The following is an 11,646-nucleotide window of genomic DNA, read 5'->3' as shown; positions in this document are numbered from 1 at the left end:
CTTGTCGGAACCGAAGGGAGCCCTCCCGATGCCGCGACTCGGGAGGCCCTTAGTCCTCCGGGCCTCTCCGCAGAGGTCACTGCGAGGATGCCGCAGCTGCTGGAGGCCATGCGCTCGGTCGGCACCGGGCTGGAACTGCACGCGACGCTCGACCGCATCTGCCGCACGGCCAGCCGAACTGGTGAGCGCGCGCTACGCCGCGATCGGCGTCGTCGACGCCGAGGGCGAGGGTCCGTCCGACTTCGTGACCTGCGGCGTGGACGACGAGACGGTACGGCGTTTCGGGCGTCGGCCCGACGGGCGGCGCGGTCTGCTCGGGTCACTGATCCGCGAGCCGGCGCCGGTGCGGCTCACCGATCTGACGACCGATCCGCGCTCCACGGGATTCCCGCCGGAACACCCGCGGACGCGTTCCTTCCTCGGCGCCCCCATCCGGGTCCAGGGCGAGGTCTTCGGCAATCTCTACCTGGCCGAGAAGACCGGCGGCGACACGTTCGGCCTTGACGACCTGCATAGGGTCAGGCTGCTCGCCGCCGAGGCGGGGACCGCCATCGGCAACGCCCGGCTGTACGAGGCGGCCCGCCGTCGCGAGCGGTGGATCGACGGCTCGGTGGCCGTCACCACCGCCCTGCTCTCCGGTGCCGACGCGGACGAAGCGCTCAACGTCGTCGCCGAACAAGCCCGCCGCCTCGCTGAGTCGGCCGCCGGCATCGTGCTGCCCGCCACCGCGGCCGGCGGACTGGAGGTGGTCGCCGTCTCCGCGGACCGGCCGGCGCCTCGCTGGGAGTGGTGGTCCCGGCGGACAGTCCCCTCGTCGCCCGACTGCTGGCGGGCGAGGTGGTGTTCGCCACGGACGCGGCCACCGATCCGCGCATGCTCACCCGTGCGGGGAGTCCGTACGGGCCGACCATGATCCCGCCGTTGCAGAGCGGAGGGCGGGTGATGGGAGCGCTTGCGACGCGGTGGGAGGCCGGAGGCTCCCCGTTCACCGCGGGGGAACGCGCGTTGGCCGCGCGGTTCGCCTCGCAGGCGGCGCTGGCACTGATGGTGGCGGAGGCCCAGCGCGACCGGGAGCGGCTGGCCGTCCTCGAGGACCGGGACCGCATCGCACGGGACTTGCACGACCTCGTCATCCAGCGGCTGTTCGCGGCCGGAGTGATGCTGGAGAGCGCCCAGCGCGGGTCCGCGGACCCGGCGGTGCGTGAGGGAGTCGGCCGTGCGGTCCAGGAACTGGACATGACCATCCAGGAGATCCGCACGGCTGTCTTCGCGCTGCAGCAGGGGACGGAAGTGCAGGTGCCGTCGGACCTGCGCACCCGTGTGCTGCGGGAGATCAACATGGCGGCAGTGCCCCTCGGATTCCGGCCGGTCCACCGCTTCGTCGGCCCCGTCGACACCGCGGTCGGTGAACTCGTCGGGAAGAACCTCATCGCAGCGCTGCGCGAAGCCCTGTTCAACGCCTTCCGGCACGCTGCCGTGTCACACATCGAGGTCGTCGTCGACGCCACCGCCGCACTTGCCGACGGCAGAGCCGGCGTGCGGCTGGCGGTCGCGGACGACGGTGTCGGCCTGCCTGTCGGAGGGCGGCGCAGTGGGCTGCGCAACCTCGCGCGGCGGGCGGAATCGCTGGGCGGATCGAGCGGCAGCGGTGCCGGCATCGGCCCCGGCGGGGCGGGCACCACGGTGACGTGGGAGGTCCCGCTCGGGGCCGCGCCCCGTTCCCGTACGGCCTGACTGCGCCCCGGGCCCCGGGCCCCCGTGTCCGGGTCTACCGCTCCGGTCTTACCGCTCCGGGTCCGCTTGTCCCGGGTCGACCGCTATGGCACCTCTCCGGGGCCGCTGTTCCGGCCCGTGTGGCCCCGGGACCGCTGTTCGGCCCGCGTGGCTGGGCCGACCGCCTTGGGCCTCACGCTCAAGGCCCACGCGGCTCCGGGGCCGCCGCCTCGCGTCCACCGCCTCGGCCGACCCGCTTTGGGCCTACCTCTCCGGCCCGTGGGGCTCCGGGACCGCTGACTCGGGCCCCGCCTCGGGCCCACCCACCTTGGCCACATTCCGGACCGCGAACTCCGGGCCCGCTCCTTCAGGCCCGCCGCCCCCGGGTCCGTCCCTGCCGGGGGGTGTCGCCCGGGGTGCTGCTGTGAGTGGGCCAGTCGGCCGTACGACACCGCAGCGGTCCCCGGGATACGGCCGCCTCGGGGCGACGATCCGGGCATGTGCTTGAGACACCGCGACCGGTTGCTGATCGTCCCGGTGATGCTGTGCGCGCTCCTCGGCACACCGGCCCGCTCCGCCGTTGCGCACGACGGCCCGGCGCCCCCGGCAAGTGCGGAAGTGGCGCGGCTCTACGCGGAGGCGGCCGAGGCGACCGAGCAGTACGAGCGGGGCAGGCGCGCCGCCGACCGGCAGCGGATCGCGGCGAGCCGGCTCGAGGACAAGCTGGTGCGGCAGCGGGAGCGCCTCGCCGCCGTCCACGACACCATCGGCGGCGTCGCACGCGAGCAGTACCGCACCGGCGGTTCGCTCGCCCTCACCGGTCGGCTGCTGCTCGCCGACGACCCGGACGCCTTCCTGCGCGGCTACCACGTCGCCGACCGGGCCGAGGAGGCCGTGAGCAGACTGCTCGATCAGGAGCGGGCGGCGGAGCGTCAGCTGACCGCCGCGGAGCAGGAGGCCCGCGCCGCGTGGCGGGCCCTCGCCGTACGCAACAGCCGCCTGGCGGCCGTCAGGCGGGGTATCGAGGCCACGTTGGAGACGGCGCAGTGGAAGCTGCAGGCCGAGGCGGACCGCAGCGCGGCGTCGGGCACGTGCGCGGGCGCCGTGCGCCTGGAGCAGCCGGGCGGCCCGCCGAAGGGGCCGGAGTGGGTGGCGCCCGTGGAGGACTACACCCTCTCCGCCGGCTTCGACAGCGTGGGTGAGCGGTGGGCGAATCGCCACACGGGCCAGGACTTCGCCGTCGACATCGGCGCTCCCGTGCGCTCAGTCGGGCCTGGCCGGATCGCGTCCGTCTCGTGCGGCGGAGGCTTCGGTATCGAGGTCCTGGTGAGGCATCCCGACGGCTACTACTCGCAGTACGCGCACCTGGCGGGCGTCACCGTCGACCAGGGCGAGAAGGTGGCCACCGGCCAGTGGATCGGCCAGGCGGGGACGACGGGCAACTCGACGGGGCCGCACCTGCATTTCGAGGTACGGCTCACGCCGCACCTCGGGTCGGGGGTCGACCCGGCGGCCTGGTTGCGCGAGCGCGGTGTGGATCTCTGATGCGCACTCGCCCACCCTGCCCCCATCCGGTGGGCTGCCGTGTGTCGGGCCTGTCACCCGCCCTGCCCTCATCCGACGAGCCGACCGTGCGTCGGGCCTGTCACCCGCCCTGCCCTCACCCGGCTTGACTGTCGTGTGTCAGGCCCGTCACTGCTGCGGGTGGCGGGCGAGGATCTGCTCGATGACGATCGCGACACCGTCGTCGTTGTTGGCGACCGTCCGCCCGGACGCGGCGGCGACCACGTCCGGGTGCGCGTTGCCCATCGCGTAGGACGTGCCGGCCCAGGTCAGCATCTCCACGTCATTCGGCATGTCCCCGAACGCCACCACCTCGTCGGAGGAGATCCCGCGCTGCGCACAGCACAGTGCGAGCGTGCTCGCCTTGCTGACGCCCAGCCCGCTGACCTCCAGGAGCGCCGTCGGGCTGGAACGGGTGAACGAAGCCACCTCGCCCGCCGCCGTACGGGCCAGGGTGAGGAAGCCGTCGGGCGTCATCTCGGGGTGGTGGGCCAGCAGCTTGATCACCGGGGCCCCCTCGCCCGGCTCCTCCTCGTGCAGCAGCTTCTCGGCCGCAGCGACGGTGGCCCCGGGGTCGAGGTGGAAGGGCGGGTAGGCGGGCTCGTAGTGGATGCCGGTGGACAGCTCGACCGCGAACGAGGTGCCGGGAGCGGTGGCGCGCAGCGTTCGTACGACGTCCATGGCGGTTGTCCGGGGCAGGTCGCGGACCTCCAGCAGTTTGCCGCCGGCGTGCAGGTCGACCACGGCGGCACCGTTCGCGCAGATCGCGAGGCCGTGGCCGTGGACGTGGTCGCTGACGACGTCCATCCAACGGGCCGGCCTGCCGGTGACGAAGAAGACCTCGATCCCGGCCGCCTCCGCTGCGGCGAGTGCGGTGATCGTCCGGTCGGAGACCGACTTGTCGTCCCGCAGCAGCGTGCCGTCGAGGTCGGTGGCGATCAGCCGGGGTGTGGTGGTGGGCAGGAGGCGGGGATCGGTAGCTGAGGTCACAGATCCATTCTTCCGTACGGGGTGCACGGGCGTGCGGGAGGGCGCACATCTGAGTGGGCCTCGCGGCCGGATCCGCCACGTACGCTCGACGGCATGCGTCTGAGCACGGTGGTCCTTCGGTCCACCGGTGGACCGAAGGACAGAAGATCTGGCGGCAGGCCGAAGACCTCGGCTTCCATGCCGCGTACACCTACGGCCATCTCTCCTGGCGGAGCTTCCGGGACGGGCCGCGGTTCGGCGCGATCCCGACGCTGACGGCGGCAGTGGCGGTAACGCAGAGCATGCGTCTGGGTACTCTCGTGACCTCGGTCAAGCCTCGGTCACCCATCACGCGATGACCTGCGGAAACAGGGCAAGGGATCAGGGTTGAGCGACGTGGGTGCTCAGATCGGCTCGACGGCGATCCGAGGAAGGCACAGCCGGCGCAGGTCGTCCGTGTCGCTCGTGGTGACGGTGACGTCGCCGGGCTCCATGTGAGCCGTGGCGGCAAGCATCGCGTCGATGGCGTACTTGTGACCGTGCAGGCTTTCTGCGGCGAGCAGTCTGCTCGCCGTACGTGCGATCTCTTCCGTGACGGGGCGCACCTTGGCCAGGGAAACGGCATGGTCGAACGCCGCCTGCGGCACCTTCGGGTCACGTGCCTCCACCAGCGTGGCAGCGCTCGTCACGACGAGCAGGTCCAGTCTGCGGGCGACGTCCAGCCATACGGTCATGTCGCGGTGGCGACGGGAGAGCTTGGAGAGGGCCTCGCTGTCGAGAATGAGGGTCCCGCTCATGCGGCGTCCGCCGGAGCGGACTCACCGCGGTGGGCGGCGTGGTGGGCGCGGATGCGCTCGGCCTTGTCCGACACCTCGGCAGGGTCGACAGGACCGTGTTCCGCTTCAGCGGCGGCGATGTATTCGTCGATGGCCTCGCGCTGGAGCTGCCGCTGTACGGCCTCCTCGATGTAAGAGGAGACGCCTTGCTTGCCGGCGCGTGCGCGGATCGCCTCCAGGGTCTCGGCGCGCAGGGAGACGCTGGTGACTCGGGTCTTGCCGGAGCGGGGCGTGTCCATGGGGAAAGTGTAGTACATGACCTATTAACGTGCTGGCGCTTCTCGGTGACCACCGGCGGCCGGCGGCGAGGCTGCTCAGGCGGTCGCCGATGACGGAGATGCCCGGACGGGGCTCTTTCGCGTAGTACCAGGGCTTGCGTCGGCGCAGCAGCGCCTCACCGTGCTCGCTCCAGATGAATCCGGGTTTCCGCAGCAGCTTCCGGAACACCTCGTCAGCCGTCTCCGGGTGGGCGGCGGCCAGACGGCGGATCGGCAATGGCGCGATCGACTCCTCGCGCAGGTACGTGCGCAGCAGATCCTGGTGCCGCCTGCGGCCCGTACGGGCGGGGTCTGCGAAGAGGTCCCGCAGCATCCCGTAGTCGGCGTAGAAGTTGAGCCCGTCGACTTCGTCGTAGATGACACCGATGGTGTCCGAGTCCGCCAGTTCCCGCGGGAACGCGAAGAAGGGCAGGTCCGGTCCAGGGAGCCGCCGACGCCGGGCACGGCCGGGCTGTGCGGCGACGGCGGCCTCCTGGCGGTGGCGGTAGTAGGCGTTGAGGAGGTCCTCGGCTTCGGCAGGCGGAAGGACCAACTCGTCGCCGCCGCAGAACTCGACGAATGCGGCCCGGTCCTCCCGCATGTGCTGCCATCCCTGCTCGATCTTCCGTGGGTTACGGAAGACCAGTTCGGGTCGGCCGGTGGCGAGTTCGAGCGCCGCCTGTGCGATGTCGGTGGCACTGGACCTGGGGTAGTACGACATCGCCCCGGACACCAGCCACGCCCCGCCGGTCGATCGGACGGGTACCAGGCAGGTGTGGAGGAATCCACCTTTGGACACTCCGCGGAACGCCGCCCGCCCGACATTCGAGTAGGTGCGGTACTCCAGGTCGCTGACCAGGTCGAGCAGGACGACGGCATCCCCGTCCTTGCGCCGGATCTCGAAGATGCCCTCGACCGGGTCACGCCAGCCGAGCAGCATCTCCCGGTCGGCCGTGGTCAAGCCCTTCCGCCCGGCGACGAACCGGTCCACCACGGTCGACCCGTCCGGCAGCCGGTACCGCAGGATGAAGTGGTCGGTGATCCGGATCGCCTCACCCTCGTCCAGCTGCCGTGCGGGCCCAGCGGCCTCCAGTAGGAGCGGCGTCAACCACCGGTCGAAGCGGGCACTCTGAGCAAAAGCGACCAGTTCCCCCTTCAGCTCGGCGCTGCGCTCAATGAGGTCGGACAGCGAGGGTCCACCCGCGCCCTGTACGGCGTCAGCCACGTTCAGCCCTTTCGTGCAAGCCAGTCCGCGTGAAGTGAGGGGTGCCCGGCCTCAACCGGCCCAGTGGCGGTACGCCTCGATCCACTCCGCACCTTCGGGCGCGGGAGTGGGCAACGGCAGGTCCAGGATGCCGATCTGCTGCCGGACACGGCCACGCGAGCACAGGGCGACGATCCTGCCGTCCGGCGTGAGGTCGACGCCGCGCACCGTCACCTCGACACCGAGAACCGCGGTGGTGAAGGGCAGGCCGAGGTATTCCTCAAGCATGGTGAACAGACCGGTCCGCTGCTCGTCCTCGTTGTAGGCGTCCACCGTCGCCTCTTCGATCAGCGCCTCGAGTTCGGTCCTACCGAGCGTGCTCATGACGCCACGGTAGCGACCCCCGCCGCGACGCCGGCGTGGCTTTCCGAATCTGCGTTGTCGGTCGGCAGATCGTGGCGGCGGGAAGCCCGCGTATCGTCGGGGTCATGCGTCTGAGCACGGTGATCCTTCCCATCCACCGGTGGGCCGAAGGACAGAAGATCTGGCGGCAGGCCGAAGACCTCGGCTTCCATGCCGCGTACACCTACGACCATCTCTCCTGGCGGAGCTTCCGGGACGGGCCGTGGTTCGGCGCGATCCCGACGCTGACGGCGGCAGCGGCGGTAACGCAGAGCATGCGTCTGGGTACTCTCGTGACCTCGCCGAACTTCCGGCACCCGGTGACGCTGGCCAAGGATCTGATCTCGCTGGACGACGTCTCCGGCGGGCGGTTCACGCTGGGCATCGGTGCGGGCGGCACGGGCTTCGACGCCACCGCGCTGGGACAGGAGTCGTGGACGCCGCGGGAACGGGCCGACCGCTTCGCCGAGTTCGTGCCGTTGCTCGACCGGCTGCTGACCGAGGACTCCGTGACGCACGAGGGGGCCTTCTACTCGGCGGTGGAGGCCCGGAACATCCCCGGGTGCGTGCAGCGGCCGCGGCTGCCGTTCGCCGTCGCAGCGACCGGCCCGCGCGGGCTGAAGCTCGCGGCACGGTACGGCCAGGCATGGGTGACCACCGGCGATCCGAAGCTGTTCGAGACGGGCACCCCCGAGCAGTCGCGCCAGGCCATGCGCGGACAGATGGACAAGCTGGCCGAGGCATGCGCCGACGGCGGCCGGGACGTCTCCGGGCTGGAGAAGGTGCTGCTCACCGGTTTCACGCCGGAGCGGGGCCGTCCGCTGGAGTCGCTGGATGCCTTCGTGGACTTCGCGGGCAGACACTTCGCCCTCGGGTTCACCGAACTCGTCGTCCACGCACCGATTCCGGACTCGGATTTCGCCGCCGACCGGACGGTCTTCGAGAGGATCGCGACCGAGGCCCTGGCTCAACTGGGTGGCTGAACCGGAGCTGGAGGCCCGGCACGCCCTGCGGGCCGGCGGCCTGCGTGCGCACCGGCCGGTCCTCAGGCGCGCCGGGCCTCCGGGAACCGGATGAACCGCGGCGGTACGGACGCCGTGAGCCAGACGCCGTTGGCGCTCACGCGGAAGACGTGGCCCGCCCGGTACAGCTCACCCGCGTGCACGGACAGGACGACGGGGCGGCCGCGACGGGCGCCGACACGTGTGGCCGTCTCGCGGTCGGGCGACAGATGGACGTCGTGGCGGGCCATGGGCCGCAGCCCTTCTGAGCGGATGGCGTCGAGTGCGCGGGCGACGGTCCCGTGGTACAGGTACTCGGGCGGTTCCGCCGGTGGGAGGCCGAGGTCGACCTCGACGGTGTGCCCCTGATTGGCGCGGATGCGTGTGCCGTCGATCGTGAAACGCCGCTTGTCATTGGCCGCCACGGCGTGGGCGAGCTCGGCGCGGGTGAAGCGGAAGCCGTGCTCGGCCGCCGCTCGCATCAGCTCGTCGGTCTCCACCCAGCCGTTCGCGTCCAGGGTGACGCCGATCCGGTCGGGTTGGTGACGCAGATGTTTCGAGAGGTACTTCGAGACCTTGACGGTGCGTCTCTCGTCGGAGGTCTGGTGGACGGATCCTGCGTTCATGCGGCCAGCGTGCCCAGCCGGATGCCGACGTCGCCACCCCAATTCTTCGGTGGTAACAGCACTCAGATTTTTCGATTCAGATGTTTGATCCACAGTCAACTCGACTTATCCACAGGCGAATTGGCGAAACTGTGGACAACGGCACCGTGTATCAGTCACTTTGACCAACTCCCTTCGGTGCATGGTTGTTTGCCGCCAACGCGTCCAATGCCCTGCTGTGCAGCTCGCGTTCGGTGGCCGCGTGGACGAAGCAGGCCACGCTGTCCCTGCCAACCAGACGTGCCACGGCCTGCGTTGTCTCCCGAGGCAACGCCACCGTGGCAGGAATCTCCGCCATGTGGGTTCGCCCCTCGGGCAGGAGGTGTTGCTGAAGATGGAGCGTGGCGAACGTCCGCATGGCGCGGGCCAGTTCCGCGTCGATCGTCTGCTGTGCGAGCGGTCGCAGTCGTCGCACGAGCGCTGCGGCCTCCATCGCTTCGGCCTCGCCCGGAGGCCCGTTCTCCAGAAATCGGGCGAACACGTGCTCCGTCGTGAACTCCAGGAAACGGGCAGCGATGTGCTCGACCTGCTGCCGAACCTCTCTGAGATGACCGGTGATCGCGCTCAGCGGAACACCTGCGGCACGCAACTCGGCTGCCACCGCCAGCTCCTGGGGGCTCGGAACGAGGAAGACGTCGTCCTCCCCGGGAACGGGCTCCAGCACGCCGAGCTCCACCGCCTCGGCGACGGCGTCCTCGTCGGTCGTGCCGCCGAATCGGCGCTCCAGCTCCCGCCGGGAGATCCTGTCGACCTTCTCGTCGGTCCACGGACCCTGCACCTCCGCCACGAGGCCGAGCACTCCGCCGAGCCCACGGCCCGTGTCCCATGCCTCCAGAAGCTCCTTGATGGAGGCGAGCGTGTAGCCCCGGTCCAGCAGGTCCGCGATCTGCCGCAGACGGGTGAGATGAGCGGTGCCGTACACGTTGGACCGTCCGCGCCGCTCGGGCCGGGGCAGCAGCCCCCGGTCCTGGTACGCGCGGATCGTACGGACCGTGGCGCCGCTGTGGTGCGCCAGGTCCTCGATCCGGTACTCGGCCGCCGGCTGCTCCGACACGCTCCGCTCCCTCAACGACGGCCGGCCGCGGGGCTCACAGCCGCGGCTCGATCCTGGCGAACGCCCTCAGCACGCCGGGGGCGAGACGGGACAGGAAACGCGCGCCACGTGATTCCGGAGTGACCGGCACGACCGGCCGGTTCCGTACTACTGCCCGCAGGATCGCCTCCGCGACCTTCTCCGGAGGGTAGTTGCGCAGCCCGTACAGCCGGGCCGACTTCTTCTGGCGGCGCTTCTCCTCCACCTCGTCCACTCCGGCGAAGCGGGTGGTGGCGGTGATGTTGGTGTTGACGACACCCGGGCAGATCGCGGTGACGCCGATGTCCCGGCCGGCCAGCTCGGCGCGCAGGCATTCGCTGAGCATCAGCACCGCTGCCTTCGAGGTGCTGTACGCGGGCAGTGTCCTGGTCGGCAAATAGGCGGCGGCGGAGGCGACGTTGACGATGTGGCCGCCCTGACCGCGCTCGGCCATCAGGCCGCCGAAGATCCGGCAGCCGTGGATCACTCCCCACAGATTGACGTCCAGCACTTTCCTCCAGTCGTCGGACGTCGTGGCCAGGAACGGGCCGGAGAGGCCGACGCCGGCGTTGTTCACGAGCACGTCGACGGTCCCGTACTCGCTTGTGACCTTCTGCGCGAGTTTCTCCATGGCCTGTTCGTCGCTGACGTCCACCGTTTCCGCCCACGCCGCCGCGGCGCCGGCGAGCCGCGCAGAGTCGGCCGTTCGCACGGCGCCCTCCGCGTCGCGGTCCACGGCCACGACGCGCGCTCCCGCCTCCGCGAAGGCCAGCGCCGTGGCACGTCCGATGCCGCTCGCCGCGCCGGTCACCAGGACGAGCCGGTCGCCGAACCGCTCTGCGTACGGCCCGCGTTCGGGGCGCGTCGCCGCGGCCGCGCCGCCCTCTCGGACGGCGTCGGCCTCCTGGTCGTCGACGAACCGGGATATCCACAGGGCGAGTTGGTCGGGACGGGTGCGGGGCACCCAGTGCTTGGCGTCCAGCGTGCGCCGGGTGAGCCGCGGCACCCACGCGCCCAGGTTGTCGTGGAGCCGCTCGGAGAGGAACGCGTCCCCGGTCGTTGTGATCAGCTGGACCGGGGCGTGGGCATGCGCGTCGGTACGCGGTCGGCGCAGCCGGGGCCTGACGTTGTCCCGGTAGAGCCAGGCGCCGTGGGCCGCGTCCTGCGGCAGGGACGTCGTCGGGTAGTCACCGGCGGGAACCTTCTCGGCCCGCCGCAGGATCCCAGGCCAGAGCTTGCCCAGCGGTCCGCGCCAGGCCAACTCGGGCAGCACCGGCGTGTGGAGCAGGTACACGTACCAGGACCTGGCGCCCTGGCCGACCAGCTGTCCCACCCCGCGCGGCGTGGGGCGGCTCATCCGTCGCTTGATCCAGTGGCCGAAGTGGTCCAGGGACGGCCCCGACATGGAGGTGAACGATGCGATCCGGCCTTCGGTGCGCCCGACGGTGACGAACTCCCAGCACTGCACCGACCCCCAGTCGTGCCCGACCAGGTGCACGGGCCGGTCCGGGCTCACCGCGTCGGCGACGGCCAGGAAGTCGTCCGTCAGCTTCTCCAGCGTGAAACCTCCGCGCAGCGGCTTCGGCGCCGTGGAGCCGCCATGGCCCCGGACGTCGTACAGCACCACGTGGAAGCGCTCGGCGAGGCGGTTCGCCACCTCGGACCAGACCTCCTTGCTGTCCGGATAGCCGTGGACCAGCATCACGGTCGGCCGCGCCGCGTCGCCCAGTTCGGCGACGCTCAACTCGATGCCTCCCGTGCTGACACGGCGCTCCCGCGCCCCCGACAGTCCTCGCACGCTCACCGGTCCATCCACCGTCCGTCCCCTGTGCGACACGAGCCGTAACCTGACATCGATGAATGTGACAATGACCGGCGGCTGCGTCAAGGGGTGTGCACAACCCGGGCAGGTTGTGCACAACCGGAACCAGGGGCGCGCACGCGCGGGTCCGACTCCCGACTTC

General features: G+C 71.0%; 9 protein-coding genes and 2 pseudogenes. 4 read left to right on the top strand and 7 right to left on the bottom strand.

The genetic code is table 11. The features are described from left to right. The first annotated feature begins 87 nt into the window (after positions 1–87). Both AB0903_RS00640 and AB0903_RS00635 read left to right on the top strand, forming a co-directional pair. Positions 88–1,734: pseudogene (locus tag AB0903_RS00640) on the top strand (GAF domain-containing protein). 477 nt (positions 1,735–2,211) lie between these two features. Continuing rightward, the gene (locus tag AB0903_RS00635; protein WP_366697503.1) at positions 2,212–3,258 is read left to right on the top strand and encodes a M23 family metallopeptidase; all 1,047 of its coding nucleotides are present in this window, start codon (positions 2,212–2,214) and stop codon (positions 3,256–3,258) included. Between the two features lie 147 nt (positions 3,259–3,405). On the opposite strand, the gene AB0903_RS00630 is transcribed toward AB0903_RS00635, so the two are convergent. Beyond that, the gene (locus AB0903_RS00630) at positions 3,406–4,266 is read right to left on the bottom strand and encodes a Cof-type HAD-IIB family hydrolase (protein ID WP_366697501.1); all 861 of its coding nucleotides are present in this window, start codon (positions 4,264–4,266) and stop codon (positions 3,406–3,408) included. A 93-nt stretch (positions 4,267–4,359) separates the two neighbouring features. Between AB0903_RS00630 and AB0903_RS00625 the strand changes: the two are divergent. Then, positions 4,360–4,574 (top strand): annotated as a pseudogene (locus AB0903_RS00625) (LLM class flavin-dependent oxidoreductase); the annotation flags it as partial. A 75-nt stretch (positions 4,575–4,649) separates the two neighbouring features. On the opposite strand, the gene AB0903_RS00620 reads toward AB0903_RS00625, so the two are convergent. The 3 genes from AB0903_RS00620 to AB0903_RS00610 form a co-directional block, all read right to left on the bottom strand. Next, positions 4,650–5,042 (bottom strand): DNA-binding protein, encoded by a 393-nt coding sequence (locus AB0903_RS00620; RefSeq protein WP_366697499.1) that lies wholly within the window; start codon positions 5,040–5,042, stop codon positions 4,650–4,652. Further along, complete coding sequence (locus AB0903_RS00615; RefSeq protein ID WP_366697497.1) at positions 5,039–5,338, bottom strand: hypothetical protein; 300 nt, start codon at positions 5,336–5,338, stop codon at positions 5,039–5,041. The genes AB0903_RS00620 and AB0903_RS00615 overlap by 4 nt, the downstream gene beginning before the upstream one ends. A gap of 1,276 nt (positions 5,339–6,614) precedes the next feature. Next, positions 6,615–6,926, bottom strand: coding sequence for a hypothetical protein (locus AB0903_RS00610; protein ID WP_366697495.1), 312 nt, complete (start codon positions 6,924–6,926; stop codon positions 6,615–6,617). A 104-nt stretch (positions 6,927–7,030) separates the two neighbouring features. Here AB0903_RS00610 and AB0903_RS00605 point away from each other — a divergent pair, with 104 nt between their 5' ends. Further along, a complete protein-coding gene (locus AB0903_RS00605) occupies positions 7,031–7,927 on the top strand; it encodes an LLM class flavin-dependent oxidoreductase (RefSeq protein ID WP_366697493.1) in 897 nt (298 codons plus the stop codon). A 62-nt stretch (positions 7,928–7,989) separates the two neighbouring features. Here the strand turns inward: AB0903_RS00605 and AB0903_RS00600 are convergent, their stop codons facing one another. The 3 genes from AB0903_RS00600 to AB0903_RS00590 all read right to left on the bottom strand — a co-directional run bounded on the left by AB0903_RS00600 (position 7,990) and on the right by AB0903_RS00590 (position 11,486). After that, positions 7,990–8,571, bottom strand: a complete 582-nt coding sequence (locus AB0903_RS00600) for an RNA 2'-phosphotransferase (RefSeq protein WP_366697491.1) — start codon at positions 8,569–8,571, stop codon at positions 7,990–7,992. Positions 8,572–8,722: 151 nt separating this feature from the next. Continuing rightward, positions 8,723–9,664, bottom strand: coding sequence for a MerR family transcriptional regulator (locus AB0903_RS00595; protein WP_366697489.1), 942 nt, complete (start codon positions 9,662–9,664; stop codon positions 8,723–8,725). A gap of 34 nt (positions 9,665–9,698) precedes the next feature. Then, a complete protein-coding gene (locus AB0903_RS00590) occupies positions 9,699–11,486 on the bottom strand; it encodes an SDR family oxidoreductase (protein WP_366697487.1) in 1,788 nt (595 codons plus the stop codon). Positions 11,487–11,646: the final 160 nt, after the last annotated feature.

Source organism: Streptomyces sp. NPDC048389, from assembly GCF_040706335.1.
In the GTDB taxonomy this organism is placed as follows: Bacteria; Actinomycetota; Actinomycetes; order Streptomycetales; family Streptomycetaceae; genus Streptomyces.
Note: the sequence above shows the minus strand (reverse complement) of the source record. Positions and strands in the feature narration are given on the sequence as shown.

Bases quoted from the DNA above. Each gene is read 5' to 3' on its own strand.
- AB0903_RS00635 (WP_366697503.1), top strand. From the start codon at position 2,212: ATGTGCTTGAGACACCGCGACCGGTTGCTGATCGTCCCGGTGATGCTG.
- AB0903_RS00620 (WP_366697499.1), bottom strand. From the start codon at position 5,042: ATGAGCGGGACCCTCATTCTCGACAGCGAGGCCCTCTCCAAGCTCTCC.
- AB0903_RS00615 (WP_366697497.1), bottom strand. From the start codon at position 5,338: ATGTACTACACTTTCCCCATGGACACGCCCCGCTCCGGCAAGACCCGA.
- AB0903_RS00610 (WP_366697495.1), bottom strand. From the start codon at position 6,926: ATGAGCACGCTCGGTAGGACCGAACTCGAGGCGCTGATCGAAGAGGCG.
- AB0903_RS00605 (WP_366697493.1), top strand. From the start codon at position 7,031: ATGCGTCTGAGCACGGTGATCCTTCCCATCCACCGGTGGGCCGAAGGA.
- AB0903_RS00600 (WP_366697491.1), bottom strand. From the start codon at position 8,571: ATGAACGCAGGATCCGTCCACCAGACCTCCGACGAGAGACGCACCGTC.